The following is a 17,810-nucleotide window of genomic DNA, read 5'->3' on the forward strand; positions in this document are numbered from 1 at the left end:
CCCGCGTGCGCCTCCCCATCGCCCTGCCCGGCCGCCTCATGCGCTGGGCCGCCGCCGTCGGCGTTGCCTGCGCGGTCCTCGTCGGGCTGCTGCTCGGCCCGGTGACGTCGAGCCACCACGGCTCGGCGACCGCCGACTCGACGTACCGCGTCGACGCGATCTTCGACACGGCGAAGGGCATCATCCCGGGCCAGCTCGTGAAGATCGCCGGCGCCCGGGTGGGCACGATCAAGGACGTCGTCCTCACGCCTGACTTCAAGGCGCGGATCCAGATGCAGGTCGACCGCCGCTTCGCGCCGTTCCGCAAGGACGCCTCCTGCAACATCCAGCCGGAGGGCCTTATCTCCGAGCGGTTCGTCCAGTGCGAGCCGGGGACCCCGGCGGCGGGCGCCCTGGAGCCGGTGGGGGACCAGGCCGCCACGGTGCCCGTGACGCACACCTCGGTCCCGGTCGCGATCACCGACCTCTTCAACATCTTCCGCGTCCCGGTCCGTCAGCGGTTCTCGGTCGTCATCGCGTCGCTCGGGCTCGGGCTCGCCGGCCGCGGGGACGACCTCAACGCGGTGCTCCGGCGGGCCAACCCCGCCCTGGCGCTCACGCGCAAGGCGCTGACGATCCTCGGCGAGCAGAAGCGCGAGATCGCGCAGTCGATCGTCGACGTCGACCGGATCTCGACGACGCTCGCCGACCGCCCGCAGTCGGTCACGTCGTTCCTCGACGAGGCCGCGAAGGTCACGCGCACGACCGCCGACCACAGCGACCCGCTCGAGCAGGGCGTGAAGAAGCTGCCCGCGCTCCTCGACCAGGCCCAGCCGACGTTCGCGCGCCTGAACGAGGTCGCCGCGGCCGGGACCCCGGTACTCCGCGACATCCGCACGGCCACCCCCGGGATCGTCTCGCTCGTGAACCAGATCCCGGCCTTCACGGCCGCCGCGAAGCCGGCGCTGAGCCACCTGTCGACGGCCGCGACGACCGGGTCCAGGACCGTCACGGCGGCGAAGCCCGTCGTGAAGCTCCTGAAGACGTTCACCGCCGCCGCCGGGCCGACCGGCCGCTCGCTGAACCAGCTGCTCGTGAACCTCCAGGCCCGCGGCGGGCTCGAGAACCTCCTGAGCTTCATCTACGGCGCGGCCTCGGCGTCCTCGCGCTTCGACTCGGTCTCCCACCTCCTGCCCGCGCACATCCTGCTCAGCAGCTGCTCGCAGTACTCCGAGACCCCGACCCCGGGCTGCTCCGCGCACTACGGGGACACCACGGCGACCCGCAAGGCACCCGCCGCGCGCAAGGTGAAGACGACGCCCGGCACGGCGGCGCCCGCGGCCCCGGCGGCGACCTCCACGCAGGCCGCGCCGGCGACGCCCGCCCCGGCGGGCACGACCGACGGCGCGACGATCCAGCTGCCCGGCCTGCCGCCGATCAAGCTGCCGCCGATCCCGGGCGTCCCCGGGGCCCTCGGCGGGTCGGACCAGTCCAAGGGCTCAGGTACCGCCCGCGACCTCCTCCAGTACCTCCTCGGCTCATGAAGCGGCGCGGCGCCTCCTCCTCGGAGCTCTTCTCGAACCCGATCCTCGTCGGGTCGATGATCCTCGCGATCGGCCTCATCGGCATCGTGCTCTCCTACCGCGCGAACCGCGGCCTGCCGTTCGTGCCCGCCTATGAGATCCGGGTCCAGGTCCCGGACGCGGCGGAGCTCATCGAGGGCGGCAGCGAGGTCCGCGTCGGCGGCGCGCGCGTCGGCCTCGTCACGAAGATCAAGGCCGAGCCCGGCGTGAACGGCAAGCCCGCCTACGCGCTGCTCACCCTCGCGCTCGAGAAGAGCCAGGAGCCCGTCTCCGTCGACACCCGCGTGAAGGTCCGCCCGCGGTCGATCCTCGGGGCGAAGTACCTCGACCTCATCCCGGGCAGGTCCGCCACGGGCGTCCCGGCCGGCGGCACGATCCCGCTGAGCCACGCCGAGCCGATCGTCGAGCTCGACGAGGCGTTCAACGTCTTCGACGACCAGACGACGAAGGGCCTGCAGGGGACGATCACCTCGCTCGGCGACGCGCTCGCGGGCCGTGGCGAGTCGATCAACATGACGATCGCCGCCTCCGGCAAGCTCCTGCCCGCGCTCGAGCGCGTCATCAAGGTCGCCGTCGAGCCGCACACCCAGCTGCGCCGGTTCATCACCGGCGGCGCGCTCGCGGCCCGGGCGATCGCGCCCGTCAGCCCGGACCTCGTGTCGCTCCTCGACAACGGCGCGACGACGCTCCAGGCGCTCGACGCCTCCTCGCCCGCGCTGGGCGACACGATCGACGAGCTGCCCAAGGCGGAGGACGCCGGGATCCGCACGCTGCCCGTCATCCGCTCGACGCTCGCCGACCTCTCCTCGATCACGCGCGCCATCCGGCCCGGCACCGCCCTGCTCCCGACGGCGACCGTGCGGCTGCGCGACGCGATCAAGGCCGGGACCCCGGTACTGAAGCGCACGCCCGCGCTCGCCGACAACCTGCGCACGGCGCTCGCGGCCCTCGGCACGCTCTCGCGTGATCCGAGCGCGCCGAACTCGGTGAAGCTCCTCACGACGACCGTGAAGACGCTGAAGACGACGCTCGACACCATCCTGCCGTCGCAGCTGCAGTGCAACCTGCTGCCGGTCGCCTTCCGGAACGCGTTCTCGACGGTCGGCATCGGCGACCAGACCGCCTCGTGGTTCAACGTCACGACGCTGCTGCTCTCCGGTCAGGACACCTCGGCCGGCACGGTGGCGCCGAACCTGCACAACACGCCGACCCCGCACGAGAACGCCGACGAGTGCGAGGCCGGCAACGAGCCGTACGTCAAGGGCGTGCGCATCGGAAACCCGACCGGGAATCAGCGGAACAGCACCGTCGAGACCAGCCCACCGCCCGGTGTGCGCGACCTCGGCGCGGGTGCCGGCTTCATCGGGAGCACCAAGTAGATGGCCGCGAAGCGCCGCACCCCGAGGAAGCGCCTGAGCGTCGGGACCCTGGGCCTCGTCGGCATCGTCGCGATCGCGCTCGTCGTCTACTTCTCGTTCGCCAAGCGCGTGCCGTTCGTCCACGGCTACCGGGCCGACGCGGTCCTCTCGAACACGAGCCAGCTGCGCAAGGGCTCCCCGATCCGCGTGGCCGGCGTCGACGTCGGCAAGGTCGTCGGCCTCGCCAAGGGCCCGGGCACGACCGCGCTCGTGAAGATGGAGTTCAAGGACAACGCGCTCCCGATCCATCAGGACGCGACGATCCGCGTGCGGCCGCGGCTCTTTCTCGAGGGCGGCTTCTACATCGAGCTCCGGCCCGGCAGCCCGAGCGCCCCCGACCTGCCCGACGGCGGGACGATCCCGCTGCCGCAGACCCAGGTGCCCGTTCAGTTCGACCAGATCCTCACGTCGCTGAACCACTCGACGCGCGACTCGATCAAGCGGACGATCACGAACCTCAGCGAGGGCCTCGACAACGGCGCCGCCCACGCCTTCGGCAACGCCGCCAAGCCCTTCACCCCGGCCCTCCGAGACACCGCGATCGTTGCCCAGGCGGCCCGCGGCATCGAGCGCCATGACCTGTCGAACCTCATCTCCTCCCTCTCGATGATCACCGGGACGCTCGCCGCGAACGACCGGGCGCTCGGCGGGATGGTCGGCGCCCTGGACACGACGAGCGGCGCGCTGGCCTCGCAGTCGGCGAACCTCGGCGCGACGGTCCGCGGCATCGACGACCTCGTCCGCACGGCGCCGCCGTCGCTCACCGCGATCGACGCCGCGCTGCCGTCGGTCAAGCGCTTCGCCGACGCGCTGCGCCCGAACCTCCCGCAGACCCCGGCCACCCTGCGCCACACCGCGGCGCTCCTGCGCCAGGCGGGGGCGCTCGCGAAGCCCGCCGAGCTGCCGGCGCTGCTCACGAAGCTCACCCCGACGATCGACCGCCTGCCGACGCTCAGCCGTCGCCTCACGACGCTCTTCCCGCTCGTGACGCCGGTGAGCAACTGCCTGCAGAACCGGGTCCTGCCGGTGCTCAACGCGAGCCTGAACGACGGCGCCAACTCGACCGGCCGCCCCGTGTGGCAGGACCTCCTGCACGCGACGACCGGCCTCGCGAGCTCGTCGCAGGACTTCGACGCGAACGGCCCGGCCGTCCGCTACATCGCGGCGGCGGGGGCGGAGAGCATCGCGACCGGATCACTGCCCGGCCTCCCGCAGCTCGTCGGCCAGGGCCCGAAGATCGAGGGGACCTCGCCGCACTGGCTCGGCAACGGGAACCTGCCGCCCTACCACCCCGAGGCGACCTGCACCGACCAGGCGGCGCCGAACCTGCAGGCCCGCACGCCGTTCCCCGCCGCGGGGACGATCACGGCGACGAAGCGGTCGTCCTCCTCCGGCGGCGGTACGCCGGCCGCCGCGACAGTGCCGACGATCACGCGCACCGTCGGCGAGCAGGCCCCGACCGCGTCGGCGCCGTCCTCGGCGCTGCGTGACGCCCTGCGCGACGTCGCCCGCCAGGCCGCGAAGGCCGCGACCGTCAAGGGGGCGAAGCGATGAGACGCGCGATCGACGACTACGGCAAGTGGCTCGGAGTCATCGCCTTCCTCATGGTCACCGCGACGCTCGCGGGCGGCTACATCCTCGTCAAGCAGCGGCTCCCGAACCCGTTCGCCTCGCGGTACACGCTGAAGGCCGAGTTCGACACGACGGCCGGCCTGAACCCGGGCCTCGGCCAGGCGGTGAACGTCGCCGGCGTGCGCGTCGGCACGATCACGAGCTCCGAGTACAAGGACGGCCTCGCCGTCGTGAAGATGCAGGTCGACCCCGGCAAGCTCCCGCACGTCTTCAACGACGCGCACGCCGTGCTCGTGCCGAACACGCCGCTGAAGGACATGATCGTCGAGCTGTTCCCCGGCCACCGGACCGCCGGGGTGGCGCCGAGGTCCACGACGATCCCGGTGGCGCGCACGTCGCCGCCGGTCGACAGCGACGAGCTCACCGCCGCGCTGGACACGGACACCCGCCGCTTCTTCCAGGTGCTCGTCGCCGGTGTCGACAAGGGCCTCGACGGGCGCGGGCCGGACCTGCAGGCGCTCCTGAAGACGCTCAAGCCCACCGCCCAGCAGCTCCACGAGGTGACGCAGGCGATGGCCGGGCGACGCACGGAGCTCCGTCGCCTCGTCCACAGCCTCGCCGTGCTGACGACCGCGACGGCGTCGAAGGACCAGCAGCTCGCCGACGTCGTGACGGGCGGCAACGCCACGCTGCAGGCGCTCGCGCGCCAGGAGGCCGCCCTGCGCGCCTCGGTCGCGAAGCTCCCCGCCACGCTGTCGGCCACCTCGAGCACGCTCGCGAACCTCCGCGGCTTCTCCGGCGAGCTCACGCCGACCCTCGACGGGCTCGACCCGACGCTCCGCAAGCTCAAGCCGATCCTCAAGGCCGTCGACGACGTCGCCGTCCAGGGCGAGCCGGTGCTGCGCACGAAGCTCCGCCCGCTCGTCCGTCAGCTCCAGCCGCTGGCGGTGGACCTGTCGCCGACCACGCGCGACCTCAGCTCGGTCACCCCGTCGCTGACCAGCGCGTTCAAGATCCTGAACTACACGGTCAACGAGCTCGCCTACAACCCCTCCGGCGACGACGAGGGCTACCTCTTCTGGCTCGCCTGGTTCGCCCACAACGCGAACTCGTTCACGTCCGTGCAGGACCCGCACGGCGCGGGCTGGCGCGGCGTCGCCCTCGTCTCCTGCAACAGCCTCATCAACGCGACCGGCAGCATCGCGCCGCTCCTGAAGACGATCATCGGCCCTGCGCCGACGTGCAAGTAGACCGCCAGCACCATGGGATCCAAGCCTCCGTCACTCGCCGCCATCGCCACCGCCATGATCTTCGCGCTCTCGTGCTTCTGCGCGACGCTGTTCGTGTGGAAGGCGTTCGGCGGGACGACGCCGTTCCAGGCGCAGGGCTACCGCTTCCACGCCTCCTTCGGGTCCGACGCGACGAACCTCGCGAGCGGCTCCTCGGTCCGCATCGCCGGCGTCCCGGTCGGCAAGGTCGTGAAAGTCGAGCCGCAGAACGGCCGCTTCGACGCGACGATCGAGCTGAAGCGCCGCTACGCGCCGATCCCGGTCGACGCGAAGGCGACGACCCGCATCAAGACGCTGCTCGGTGAGACGTTCATCGAGCTGACGCCCGGCTCCCCGAACGCCCCGAAGCTCAGGGAGGGCGGCAGCCTCAAGCTCTCCAACATCGGCCAGCCGCAGGCCGTCGACCAGGTGCTCGGCGCGTTCGACAAGACGACGCGCGAGGAGTTCAAGAACTTCCTCTCCGACCTGTCGATCGGGCTCGACGGCCGCGGGAACGACCTCAACGCGCTGCTCGGAAACGCCGGCCCCGCGACCGACGCGCTCGCCCGTCTCGTCACGACGCTCGACGCGCAGAAGCCCGCCTTCAAGGCGCTCATCCGGGACACCGGGGACGCGCTGACCGCCGTCGGCGAGCGCGGCACCGACGTCCAGAGCCTCGTCCGCTCCGGCAACAGCCTGCTCAGCGCGACGGCCGCGCGCAACAAGGAGCTCACCGCAACGATCCGCGTGCTGCCGCCGTTCCTCCGCGAGGCGCGCGTGACGGCGAACGAGCTCGAGGGGGTCGCCCGTGACGCCGCCCCGACGCTCGCCACGCTTCGCCCGGTCGCCCCGCTCGTCCGGCCCGCGCTCATCGAGGCGTCGAAGCTCGCGCCGCAGCTGAAGGGCGCCTTCCGCGAGCTCGGCCCGGTGCTCGACGCCGCAGGCCCGGCCCTCCCGGCGCTCACGCGGACGCTGAAGGCGGCGCGGCCGCTCCTCGTCCAGCTTGAGGCCGCCGGCCGCCAGCTCGTCCCGGTCGTCCAGTACGCGAACCTCTACCGCCAGGACGCGGTGACCGCGATCGCGAACCTCGGCGCCGCGACCCAGGCGAAGGACGCAAGCGGCCAGCACTACCTGCGGGTCATCGTCCCGATCCTCAACGAGGCCGTCGCCGGCGGCTCGCAGCGCATCGGCACGAACCGTCATAACCCGTACCTGGCCCCGGGGGCGATCGCCGAGCTCGCGAAGGGCAAGGGCCTCCCGTCCTCGGACTGCCGCAACGTGGGCAACCCCACGCCGATCCAGCTGGGTGGCGCGCCGCCGTGCTACACCGCGCCCGGGATCACGTTCAACGGCAAGACGTCGTACTACCCGAACGTGACGGCGGCGGCACCCTAGAGGTCGCCGTGGCCCGTAGCCGTCGCCCACCGACCCCGCGCAAGGCCGCCGCCCGTCCGGCACGCCGCTACGCGCCCCGCCTGTCGGCGCCCGAGCGCCGCGAGCAGCTGCTCGAGGCGGCGCTCGACGTCGTGCGCGAGCACGGGTACGCGGGGCTGACGATGGAGGCGATCGCCCGCCGGGCCGGGGTGACGAAGCCGGTCGTCTACGACGCCTTCAACAACCGCGACGACGTGATGACGACGCTGCTGTCGGCCGAGGAGCAGCGGGCGGTCGCCGAGATCCTCACCGCGATCGGCGCGATCGCGACCCCGGCCGGAGGGGGGCCGGAGGACCTGGCCGCCTTCGTCGTTGAGGCGATCGGCCGCGTCCTGCGCGCGATCACCGAGCGGCCGCGGAGCTACGAGCTGATCCTCCTGCAGGTCGAGGGGACACCGGCCCTCGTCCGGGAGCGGATCGACGCGGGCCGCGCGACGATCGTCGCGCGGGTGCAGCAGATCGTCGAGGGCCTGACCGCCGGTCCCGACGGCACGAGCCAGGTCGACGCCGAGCTGCTCGCGCTGAGCATCGTCGGGCTCGGCGAGAACGCGGCGGTGCTCGCCCTCACCGACCCCGAGCATTTCCCGGCCGAGCGGTTCGACCGATCGCTGCGGCAGCTGCTGACGGCCTTCCTGCGCTTCTCGGCGCCGGCGCCGGCGCGCGGCGCCGGCCGAGCGGGGTGATCAGGCGGCGGGAGCGGTCTCCTGCACCTGATGCAGGACGCCCGTCTCGACGTCGTAGACGTAGCCGCGGATCGAGTCCGTGTGCGGGAGGAACGGTGAGGACCGCAGGCGCGCGATCGACTGGCGGACGTCCGCGTCGGCATCGGTGAACGACTCGATCGCGAAGGACGGCGCCTGACCGGTCGTCTCCTGCAGCTCCTGGCGGAAGCCGTCGTCGGTGATCGTCTGCATGCCGCACTGCGTGTGGTGGATGAGGACGATCTCGCGCGTCTTGAGCTTGCGCTGCGAGATCGAGAGCGAGCGGATGACGTCGTCGGTCACGACGCCGCCGGCGTTGCGGATGACGTGGGCCTGGCCCTGCTCGAGCCCGAGGCACGCGAAGACGTCGATGCGGGAGTCCATGCACGCGACGACGGCCAGCTGCAGCGCAGGCTCGGTCGGCAGGTGCTGCTCCGCGAAGCTCGCGGCGTACCGGCGGTTGTGCTCTTCCAGTTCATCGATGACGCTCATGCCGTGGAAGTTTTCCGCATCGCGGCGCGCGGCGTCCGCCGGGTGTCACGCAACGCCCCGCGCGTCAGTCCGCGCCGGGGTCCCGGAGTTCGCCGGCGACCCGTTCGCGGACCAGCGCGAGGGCGATCGTGCCGGCGGTGACGCGCAGCAGCCGCTCGCCGGCCTCGGTGAGGACCGAGCGCTCGTCGAAGAGGAGCAGCAGGGCCCCGAGGCCGTCGCCGGCGGCCTGCAGCGGGACGAGCAGCAGCTCCAGGCCGGTGGGCGCGCCGAACGCCGCGGCGACCGGTGCCGGCATCCAGGCCGGCGCCCCCTCCCGCAGGGCGTCGGCGAGGTCGTCGAAGCGCGCGGCGGTCACGAGGTCCGGGCCGAGAAGCCCGCGGGCGGAGCGGCCGAGGACGAGCGCGCCGCCCATCGAGGGGGCGAGGCCCGCGTCGACGGCGCCGAGCCGCCGGACGAGGATCGTCGCCGCGTCCGCGAGCGTCGAGGCGCCGCGCTGGGTCCGGAAGAGGTCGGCGACGGCGCCGGCCGCCGCAGCGAAGGCGCGGTCCGTCTCGAGCTCGTCGCGGACCCGGGCGAGCTCCGCCTCCGCATCCTGCAGCAGCTGCCGGGTGCGGCGCTCGCGCGCGGTGTCGATGCCGATGAGCGCCACGAGCGGCGGACGGCCGAGCTCGTGAGGAAGGCGATAGGCGAGCGACTGCGCTCCCGGCCGCAGGCCGCCCGTCCAGTCGGGGTGGGTGCACGGGGCGGCCATGAGGTCGTCCGTGAAGAGCCGCTTGAGCGTCGCGAAGCCCGGGTCCTCGGCGTACCACGGCGCGAGCGCGAGGAGGTCGTCGCCGGGACGCGGTGCGTCCGGGCGGGCGGCGACGACGGCGTTCACCGAGCGCACGATGAGCGGCTCCGGCCCGGAGAGGGCGACGACGGCGAGCGGTGCGTGCTCGGCGAGCGCGGCCGCGGCGCGGTCGCCGATCGGCTCGGCGGCGTCGCCGGGCTCGGCGGCGATCGCCACCCCGACCGGCACGCCCGTCTCGACCGCGCGGCGGATGCCCACGACCCGAGCGATCTCGGCGACCGCGTAGCGGCGCGCGCCGCCCTCGACCCGCACGGGGACCGGGTAGCCGTGGCGGCGCTCCCACGTGCGCAGGCGCTCGCGCGAGACGCCGGTGAGCGCGGCGAACTCCGTCGCGCTCACGGTCTGACCGGGGTTGTCCACCCTGCGAGCCTCGCAGATCGCGGGGCGGCCGGCGGTGCCTGCGGGTCGTGTTGCAGCGGCGCCGCCGGGCGCCGGGCACGTCAGACGGTGGCGGGACCGTCGACGATCTCGACGTCGATGATCGTGTCGAGCCCCGTCCACGAGACGAGCTGCGCGACGGGGCCGCCGGCGCGACAGCGGACGACCATCTTCGCCTCGGCGGCGGTGATCATCCGGCGGCAGCGGTTGACGGCGGCGACGCCGGCGGAGTCCATGAACTCGACGCCGGTGAGGTCGAGGACAAGGGTGCCACCGGTCGGCACAGCCCCTTCCACGGCTTCGACGAGGGTGTCGACAGTCGCCAGATCGACCTCGCCGCTGACGCGGAGGGTGGTCGATTCCGGGGTGGTGTCGCGGTCGATCTTGAGTTGGCCGAACGTCATGCGTGCTCAATGCTACGCGGAGCGGCGGAGGTCCGCACATCAACTTGCACGACGGAGGCGTCGACGAGCACGAGGGCGAGGTCGTCCTCGAGCACATGGGCCTCGCGGTCGGCGAGGTTGCGGGCCGCCCGGAGCAGCCGCTCGGCGCTCGGACGGCCCGCCGGGTCGGTCGCCCACTCGACGAGTCCCGGGACCCCGAGACGCGGGCCGTCGGGGGCAGGCCGCGCCTCGATGAGGCCATCGGTGTACAGCGCCAGCGCCCAGCCGTCCGGCAGCGCGCACTCGCCGGTCGGCCACGGCACGGAGGCGCCGAGGCCGAGGGCCGCACCGCGCGGGCCCTCGAGCAGGGTGATCCCGTCGGGCGTGAGGAGCAGCGGCGGCGGGTGCCCCGCAATCGCGTAGGTCAGGTGGCGGCCGTCCGGGCTGATCTCGGCACAGGCGACGGTGACGAAGAGGTCCTCGTCGCGACGCTCGCCCTCCACGAGGAGGTCGAGCAGGTCCAGGCGCGTCGTGCCGACGCCGGCGGTCGCGAGCGTCCGCCAGCCGGCCCGCAGGCCCGCGCCGAGGGCGGCAGCACGGGGGCCGTGGCCGCAGACGTCGCCGACGAGGAGCGCGACGCCGCCCTCCGGCGTGGCGACGGCGTCGATGAAGTCGCCGCCGAGCAGCATCCGGCGCTCGCTCGCGAGGTAGACGGACTGCACGCCGCGGGGCAGCTGCGACGGCAGCAGGTCGCGCTGGAAGGCCTCCTGGACCCCGAGGGCGTCGCGGGCGCGCGACAGGCGCCCGGCGACCGTCGGCACGAGGAAGAGCAGCAGGAAGGCGATGACGCCCGCGGCGATCAGCAGCGCGAGGCGCAGGCGCGGGACGTCGGAGTAGGCCTCGGAGGCCGGGACGGCCGCGGTGACCGTCCAGCCCGTCCCGGCGACGGGCGCGAAGCCGGTGACGGTGCGGTCGCCGCCGACGTCCCCGACCGAGGTGCCCTTCCTCCCGCGGAGCGCCTTGGCGACGAGCGGGTCCTGCGCCAGGGAGACGAGCCGGTTGGCGGCCCCGCCCGTCGTCCCGACGATGACCCCGTCCTGGTCGGTCACGGTCACGTTCGCGTGGAACTCACGGCCGAAGGCGTCGGTGAACCGCTGCGTGCGGTCGGTCTCGGAGGCCAGGAGGATGCCGAGCAGCCGGTGGCGCGCGCCGTAGACCCGGACGGCCGTGACCGTGACCTTGCGGTGGGCCGGCCCGGCCGAGATGAAGGCGCGTGAGAGGTACGGCGACCGGCGCTTGACGCCCTGGTACCAGTCACGCCCGGAGAGGTCGGTCCCGATCGGGAGCGGCGAAGCGGGGGACGAGGCGACGAGCCGGCCCTGCGGATCGGTGAACGCCGCCGAGGCGATGCCGTCGACCTCGGTCCGCAGCGCCCGGAGCGTCATGTGGAGCCGCTGCGCGTCGGCCGCGGGCAGGCGCGCGTTCCGCAGCGGCGGCAGCGTCTCGAGCCGCGTCCCGTAGGACCCGACGACCTCGCCGATGCGAAGGGCCTGCTCGCGGACGAGCCGGGCGCTGAGCTCGGCGGTGGTCCCGACGCGCCCGGTCGCCTCGCGGCGGACGGCGTTCTCCGTGAGCCGCAGCACGAAGACGGTGAAGAGCACGAGGATGACGAGCCCGGCGGCGATCGCCGCGCCCAGGACCCGGGAACGGCCGGCAGGCGGCGGCCAGGAGAACGTCACCGGATCAGACTAGAACGTTGCTGGACGGCGCGCGGCGGAACTGGACGCGTCAGCGCGACCGGTGCGCGCGGCGTATGCGTCAGGCGGCGGTGACGACGTCCAGCGCCTCGTCGCGCGTGGCGACGATGGTGAAGATCCGGTCGAGGCCGGTGATCTGGAAGGTCTTCGCCGTGGACGGCTCGGTGTTGACGATCGCGAGGCGGCCGTTCAGCGGCCGCAGGCGCTTTACCGCGCCGATGAGGACGCCGAGGGCGGTCGAGTCGAGGAACCGCGTGTGGGTGAGGTCCACGACGAGCAGATGCGCGCCGTCCTCGATCGCGGCGGCGATCGTCCGCTTCAGGTCGGGGGCGGTGAAGATGTCGACCTCGCCGGAGACCGCGACGACGTGCGCACCGCTCGCGAGGCGTTCCTCGGAGAGGGCGAAGTCGAAGGTGATCGGGTCGCTCGCGGAATCAGACATGCGCGCCCATGCTACCCGTGCCGGCCGGCTTGTAACACCGGTCTGCTCGACGGGGCCCGCTCACGCGCCGAACCTGACGATGAGGACCTCGCCGCCGGCGGCGCCGGAGCGGACGCGGACCTCGTCGGCGAGCTGCTCTACGACGGCGCCGGTCTCGGGCAGCCGTGCCCCGTCGAGCAGCCGCTGCCCGCCGCCGGGGCGCAGCGGCCCGATGCGGAGCTCGAGCCGGCCGGCCTCGGACTGGAGGCTGAGCTGGACGCGGCCGCGGTCCGAGACCGCGGGCGCGCGGTCGGCGAGCGTATCCGCGACGAGCAGCGCGTCCCCGAGGCGATCGACGGGCAGGTCGGCGCGGGCGGCGTAGATGCCGACGAGCCGGGACAGCACCGGCCCCATCATCGGCCCGGACGCAAGGCTCACGCGGGTGCGGTCGACCCGGCCGTCCGCGCCGTTGGGGGGCGTGCGGTCCCCGGCGGGCACCGGCGCCTCGTCGCTCGTCACGCGCGGAGCTCCTGCACGGGAGGGGGTGGCAGCCGGAAGCGCATCCGGACCTCGGTGCCGCCGCCGGGCGGGGTGAGGAGCTCCATCGACTCGGCGAGGCTCGCCATCAGCGGGAGCCCGACGCCGAGCCCGGGGGAGTCGGTGCGCGGGGCCATGCCGCCCCCGTGGTCGCGGACGTTGATGAGGAGCTCGGCGCCGCGGGCGGCGATGTCGACGTCCATCAGGCCGCTGCCGTCGCCGTACGCGTGGACGACCGCGTTCGCACAGGCCTCGCTCACCGCGAGGCGCATGTCGTCGAGCTGCTCGCGGTCGATGTCGAGCGCCTCCGCCACCCCGCCGAGGAGGTGCCGGACGACGCCGACGTTCTCCGCACGGGCGGGAAGGGTGAGTTCGAGGTCGGGAAGGTCTGTCATCGCGGAGGGCGCACGAACGGCCATGCTGCACTGCCCGAGAACGTGTGCGCAGAAACCTGTCTGTCACATCCCGGCGTGAGGTGCAACCGCCGCGGGCCTGCTCACCGGGCATATGACCGGACGTGACCACCCTCAGACCGGGAAAATGTTCGCGGAACCGGCGATGTGACCGGGTTTGACCGGCTTGTTCGCGTGCTTTCGGTCGTGAGTATCAACGTCATCCACCGCACACGGCAACGGGAAGGCACCCCAGGCCCATGAGCAACACCGAGACGGTCACCCCCACCGCAGCACTCGACGACGAAGCAGAGCTGCTGCGCCGCTACCACCTGGAAGGCGACCGCGCGGCGCGCGCCATCCTCATCGAGCGGATGATGCCCCTCGTGCGGCACATGGCCCGGCGCTACGCAGGCCGCGGCGAGCCGCTCGACGACCTCGTGCAGGTCGGCGCCGTCGGCCTGCTCAAGGCGGTCGACCGCTTTGACGTCGAGCGTGGCTTCAAGCTCTCCACCTTCGCCGCGCCGAACATCGCGGGCGAGATCAAGCGCCACTTCCGCGACCGCGGCTGGTCCATCCGCGTCCCGCGCGACATCCAGGAGCTCAACGCGAAGCTCACGCGCGCGGTCGACCGGCTCACCGTGACCGAGGGCCGCGCCCCGACGATCGCCGAGCTCGCCGTCGCCACCGACTCCACCGAGGAGCAGGTGCTCGAGGCGATGCAGGGCGCACAGAACTACTCGACGGTCTCCTTCGAGGAACCGGTGGGCGACAACCGCACCGCGCTGGACCTCCTCGGCGAGGAGGACGACGGCTTCATGACCGCCGAGCGCCGCGTGCTGCTCGACGACGGCATGCGTGCCCTCGCCGGTCGCGAGCGCGAGATCGTCCGGCTGCGCTTCTTCGAGGGACTCACCCAGCGTGAGATCGCCGACCGCGTCGGGATCTCCCAGATGCACGTGTCCCGCCTCCTGCGCCGCTCGCTCGACGAGCTCCGCACGCAGCTCACCGACACGGACGAGCGGCCTGCCGCGCGCCCGGCGCTGCGCGTCGCCTGAACCCCGCCGCCACCCCACGGGAGGCCGCACCCCCGGCCCTCCCGCACGGCGCGCCGCCGCTCCGGCGGGGGGTTAGGGTCTTCGCATATGAAGATCCGCGCCGCCGTCCTCGAGGAATTCGCCAAGCCGCTCGTCGTCCAGGACGTCGAGCTGCAGGGCCCGCAGCGGGGCGAGGTGCTCGTCCGGCTCGTCGCCTGCGGCGTCTGCCACACCGACATGTACACCGCCTCGGGCGTGGATCCCTCGGGGTACGCGCCGACCGTCCTCGGTCACGAGGGCGCCGGGGTCGTCGAGGCGGTCGGCGAGGGCGTCACCTCGCTCGCGGTCGGCGACCACGTCGTCACGCTCTTCTCGCCGCAGTGCCGCGAGTGCGTGCACTGCGTGTCCGACAAGACGAACATCTGCCTCGCCATCCGCGAGGAGCAGGGCAAGGGCCACCTGCCCGACGGCACGACGCGGCTCTCGCGCATCGGCGACGGCGGCGAGCCGATCCGCCACTTCATGGGGACGAGCACGTTCGCGGAGGCGACGGTCATGCCGGAGATCGCGCTCGCGAAGGTCGACCCCGAGGCGCCGCTCGACCGCGCGTGCCTCTTCGCCTGCGGCCTGTCCACCGGCCTGGGCGCCGCGATGAACACGGCGAAGGTCGAGGCCGGCTCGTTCGTCGTGGTCTTCGGGGCGGGGATGGTCGGCCTCGGCGCGGTCGCGGGCGCCCGCCTGCAGGGCGCCGAGCGCATCGTGTGCGTCGACCTCTCGGCGGACCGCCTCGAGCTCGCCAAGGGCCAGGGCGCGACGGACGTCATGGTCGGCGGGCCGGACGCGGTCGATGAGATCCTCGAGATGACCGGGGGCTTCGGCGCCGACTACACCTTCGAGGCGACCGGCAACGTGAAGGTCATGCAGCAGGCCGTCGAGGCCGCCCGCATGGGCTGGGGCCTGTGCACGGTGACGGGCGTCGCCGGCAAGGGCGAGACGCTCGACGTCATCCCCCGCTACCTCATCACCGGGCGCCGGGTCGCCGGGTCGAGCTTCGGCGGGGTCAAGGGCCGCGACCAGGTCCCGCAGCTCGTCGACCGCTACATGGCGGGCGACATCGACGTCGATGCGTTCATCTCCCACCGGATCACCCTCGACGAGGTGAACAAGGGCTTCGACCTCATGCACGCGGCGGACGGCATCCGCTCCGTCATCGAGTTCGCCTGATCCTCGGCTGCGCCGCGGATCAGGTCGGGAGAACCCGCCCAGGGGCTCCGTCTCTCGGGCGGTGGGTCATCCCCGCCCCCGAGGTATCGTTCAGGGCCATGTCCGTCGGGCCCCACCGCGTCTCGCACACCGGTTCCTCGGAGGCGGTCGAGGACTACGTGAAGGCGATCTACTCGATCGCGATCGCGAGCGAGGGAGCGCCGGTCGGGACGAACGACATGGCCGAGCGCATCGGCGTGACGCCCGCGTCGGTGTCGGCGATGTTCCGCAAGCTCACGGAGCTCGGGCTCGCCGACCACATGCCGTACAAGGGCGTGCGGCTGACCGCGGAGGGTGAGCGCCTCGCGCTCGAGGTCCTGCGCCACCACCGGCTGCTCGAGCTCTACCTCGCCGAGCACCTCGGGGTCCCGTGGGACCGGGTGCACGAGGAGGCGGACGCGCTCGAGCACGTCATCTCGGCGGACCTCGAGGCGCGCATCGCCGCGAAGCTCGGCGACCCGACGCACGACCCGCACGGGGCGCCGATCCCGTCGGCCGAGCTGCTCGTCGGGGAGGATCGCACCCGCTCGCTCGCCGACCTGCAGCCCGGCGACGGCGGGACGTTCTCGCGCATCGCCGGCGGGGACCCGGAGATGCTCCGCTACCTCGACGCCCAGGGCATCAGCCTCGGGGACCACGTCGAGGTCAAGGCGCGCCAGCCCTTCGGGGGTCCCGCGACCGTCGCGATCGGCGAGAGCACCCACACGATCGGCGGCGGGCTCGCGCTCGCCATGCGGGTCGCGGACCGGGCCTGACGGACGCCTCGCCGCGCCCACCGGCCGGCGCGTCCGGCTACTCGCTCGGGAGCTGCTCCGGCCAGCCCGGCTCCATCTCGTACTCCTCGTCGCCGAGGCTGATGACGATCGGGTCGCCGAGCCGCGCGGTGAGCGACAGCGGCGCCTCGAGGTCGGTCGTCGTGAAGGTGATGAGCGCGACCGCGCCGTCGCCGAGGGCGGCGGCGAGCGAGCGGACCGCGTACCCGTAGTGCTCCACGCCGCCGAGGGGCGCGGCGATCCGCCCGTCGCCGGGGTGGACCTCGAAGGGCGGCAGCTGGCGCACGTCGTACAGCGCCAGCGGCTCGGCCTCGAGCGGGATCGCGTGGGGGAGGTGGACGGTGCGCCCGTCCGCGACGACCTCGATCGGCTGCAGGCGCGCGCAGTCGACGAGCGTCGGGGGGTCCTCCTCGCGCGCCGACGGCATGAGCGCGATCGCGCGGACCGCCCCTGAGCGGTGGAGGAACTCGCGGAGGGTGACGACGACGGTGTCGAGCGGGCCCACAGAGGCCACGACGTCGATGACCTCGACGGCGTCGGCGGGCTCGTCCTCGGCGGGGGCGGGAGCGCCGGAGAGGCCCAGTCCGAGGGGGTCGTCCGGGTCCGGATCGTGCACAGGCGGCATGCCCGCACGGTAGCGTGAACCCCACCATGGATGCCGATGCGCCAGCGGGGCTTGAGGACGCGGCGAGGGATGCCGATAGCAGTCAGACGGTGGATCAGTTGGCGATCGACAACGCGACCGAGCGCGACGCGTTCACCCGGCTCCAGGAGCTGATCGGTGAGCTGCCGCCGGAGCGCCGGGCCGAGGCGGCCGGCGCCCTGGCCGCCGTGCGCGCGGGCAACCGCCGCACCGAGGAGGAGCTCCAGGAGCTCGTCTACGTCGCCTCCCACGACCTCACCGAGCCGCTGCGCATGGTGACGAGCTACCTGCAGCTGCTGGATCGCCGCGCGGGGCCGGTCCTCGACGCGCGCTCCAAGGAGTTCATGTTCTACGCCGTCGACGGCGCCGACCGCATGAAGGCGCTCATCGACGACCTGCTGCGGTACGCCCGCGTGGGCAGCGCGGCGGTCAGCGCCGCGCCCGTCGACCTCGACCAGTTGCTCGTCGAGGTGCAGCGCGACCTCGGCCCCGCGATCGCCGAGGCCGGCGCCGACGTGCAGATCCGCGGCCCGCTCCCGGTCATCGTGGCCGACCGCCCGCAGCTCGGCCAGCTGCTGCAGAACCTCATCTCCAACGCCGTGAAGTTCCGCCGCTCCGAGCGCGGCAACACCGTCGTGGTCGCCGTCGACCCGGTCCCCGGCGGTGACGGCTGGGAGCTCACGGTCACCGACGACGGCATCGGCGTGCAGACCGACCGCACCGACCGCATCTGGCGCGCGTTCCAGCGCCTCCACGCGCGCGAGGAGTTCGACGGCAACGGCATCGGCCTGGCGATCTGCCGCCGCATCGCCGAGCGTCACGGCGGGCGCATCTGGGTGACGCCGAACCCCGGCGGCGGCAGCGTGTTCCACGTGTCGCTCAAGGACGAGACGGCACCCGACCCGGCCGCGCCCGGCCCGGCCTGACCC

Annotated in this window: 18 protein-coding genes; 10 read left to right on the forward strand and 8 right to left on the reverse strand. The window is 73.3% G+C overall.

Going from position 1 to position 17,810, the window contains the following annotated elements; translation table 11 throughout:
- Positions 1-5: 5 nt before the first annotated feature.
- The 6 genes from NBH00_RS06800 to NBH00_RS06825 are packed head-to-tail and all read left to right on the forward strand — an operon-like array spanning position 6 to position 7,937.
- Positions 6-1,523 (forward strand): MlaD family protein, encoded by a 1,518-nt coding sequence (locus NBH00_RS06800; protein ID WP_254572592.1) that lies wholly within the window; start codon positions 6-8, stop codon positions 1,521-1,523.
- Complete coding sequence (locus NBH00_RS06805) at positions 1,520-2,941, forward strand: MlaD family protein (protein ID WP_254572593.1); 1,422 nt, start codon at positions 1,520-1,522, stop codon at positions 2,939-2,941. The genes NBH00_RS06800 and NBH00_RS06805 overlap by 4 nt, the downstream gene beginning before the upstream one ends.
- Positions 2,942-4,534 carry an MlaD family protein gene (locus NBH00_RS06810; RefSeq protein WP_254572594.1) on the forward strand — a complete coding sequence of 531 codons (1,593 nt, stop codon included), beginning with the start codon at positions 2,942-2,944 and terminating at the stop codon, positions 4,532-4,534.
- Positions 4,531-5,802 carry an MlaD family protein gene (locus tag NBH00_RS06815; RefSeq protein ID WP_254572595.1) on the forward strand — a complete coding sequence of 424 codons (1,272 nt, stop codon included), beginning with the start codon at positions 4,531-4,533 and terminating at the stop codon, positions 5,800-5,802. Before NBH00_RS06810 ends, NBH00_RS06815 begins: the two co-directional genes overlap by 4 nt.
- A 12-nt stretch (positions 5,803-5,814) precedes the next feature.
- A complete protein-coding gene (locus NBH00_RS06820) occupies positions 5,815-7,215 on the forward strand; it encodes an MlaD family protein (protein ID WP_254572596.1) in 1,401 nt (466 codons plus the stop codon).
- A gap of 8 nt (positions 7,216-7,223) precedes the next feature.
- A complete protein-coding gene (locus NBH00_RS06825) occupies positions 7,224-7,937 on the forward strand; it encodes a TetR/AcrR family transcriptional regulator (protein ID WP_254572597.1) in 714 nt (237 codons plus the stop codon).
- On the opposite strand, the gene NBH00_RS06830 is transcribed toward NBH00_RS06825, so the two are convergent.
- From NBH00_RS06830 to NBH00_RS06860, 7 genes are all read right to left on the reverse strand, one after another.
- Complete coding sequence (locus NBH00_RS06830) at positions 7,938-8,447, reverse strand: beta-class carbonic anhydrase (RefSeq protein ID WP_254572598.1); 510 nt, start codon at positions 8,445-8,447, stop codon at positions 7,938-7,940.
- A 64-nt stretch (positions 8,448-8,511) separates the two neighbouring features.
- Complete coding sequence (locus NBH00_RS06835; RefSeq protein ID WP_254572599.1) at positions 8,512-9,657, reverse strand: MerR family transcriptional regulator; 1,146 nt, start codon at positions 9,655-9,657, stop codon at positions 8,512-8,514.
- An 80-nt stretch (positions 9,658-9,737) separates the two neighbouring features.
- The gene (locus NBH00_RS06840; RefSeq protein WP_254572600.1) at positions 9,738-10,079 is read right to left on the reverse strand and encodes an STAS domain-containing protein; all 342 of its coding nucleotides are present in this window, start codon (positions 10,077-10,079) and stop codon (positions 9,738-9,740) included.
- Positions 10,076-11,797: a SpoIIE family protein phosphatase gene (locus NBH00_RS06845; RefSeq protein ID WP_254572601.1), complete on the reverse strand. Its 1,722-nt coding sequence runs from the start codon at positions 11,795-11,797 to the stop codon at positions 10,076-10,078. The genes NBH00_RS06840 and NBH00_RS06845 overlap by 4 nt, the downstream gene beginning before the upstream one ends.
- Positions 11,798-11,876: 79 nt before the next feature.
- A complete protein-coding gene (locus tag NBH00_RS06850; RefSeq protein ID WP_254572602.1) occupies positions 11,877-12,257 on the reverse strand; it encodes an STAS domain-containing protein in 381 nt (126 codons plus the stop codon).
- A gap of 60 nt (positions 12,258-12,317) precedes the next feature.
- On the reverse strand, positions 12,318-12,755 hold the full coding sequence (locus tag NBH00_RS06855) for a hypothetical protein (protein ID WP_254572603.1): 438 nt from the start codon (positions 12,753-12,755) through the stop codon (positions 12,318-12,320).
- Positions 12,752-13,168, reverse strand: coding sequence for an ATP-binding protein (locus NBH00_RS06860; RefSeq protein WP_254572604.1), 417 nt, complete (start codon positions 13,166-13,168; stop codon positions 12,752-12,754). The genes NBH00_RS06855 and NBH00_RS06860 overlap by 4 nt, the downstream gene beginning before the upstream one ends.
- A 257-nt stretch (positions 13,169-13,425) precedes the next feature.
- Between NBH00_RS06860 and NBH00_RS06865 the strand changes: the two genes are divergently transcribed.
- The 3 genes from NBH00_RS06865 (at position 13,426) to NBH00_RS06875 (ending at position 16,220) form a co-directional block, all read left to right on the forward strand.
- On the forward strand, positions 13,426-14,223 hold the full coding sequence (locus tag NBH00_RS06865; protein WP_254572605.1) for a SigB/SigF/SigG family RNA polymerase sigma factor: 798 nt from the start codon (positions 13,426-13,428) through the stop codon (positions 14,221-14,223).
- A gap of 87 nt (positions 14,224-14,310) precedes the next feature.
- Entirely contained in the window at positions 14,311-15,426 is a 1,116-nt protein-coding gene (locus tag NBH00_RS06870) for a zinc-binding dehydrogenase (protein WP_254572606.1), read from the forward strand.
- Positions 15,427-15,524: 98 nt separating this feature from the next.
- On the forward strand, positions 15,525-16,220 hold the full coding sequence (locus tag NBH00_RS06875; RefSeq protein ID WP_254572607.1) for a metal-dependent transcriptional regulator: 696 nt from the start codon (positions 15,525-15,527) through the stop codon (positions 16,218-16,220).
- Between the two features lie 37 nt (positions 16,221-16,257).
- On the opposite strand, the gene NBH00_RS06880 is transcribed toward NBH00_RS06875, so the two are convergent.
- Complete coding sequence (locus NBH00_RS06880; RefSeq protein WP_254572608.1) at positions 16,258-16,863, reverse strand: hypothetical protein; 606 nt, start codon at positions 16,861-16,863, stop codon at positions 16,258-16,260.
- An 89-nt stretch (positions 16,864-16,952) separates the two neighbouring features.
- On the opposite strand from NBH00_RS06880, the gene NBH00_RS06885 reads away from it, so the two are divergent.
- A complete protein-coding gene (locus NBH00_RS06885) occupies positions 16,953-17,807 on the forward strand; it encodes a sensor histidine kinase (protein ID WP_254572609.1) in 855 nt (284 codons plus the stop codon).
- The last annotated feature ends 3 nt before the right edge of the window (positions 17,808-17,810 follow it).

The organism is Paraconexibacter antarcticus (assembly GCF_024220175.1).
Taxonomy (GTDB): Bacteria; Actinomycetota; Thermoleophilia; order Solirubrobacterales; family Solirubrobacteraceae; genus Paraconexibacter; species Paraconexibacter antarcticus.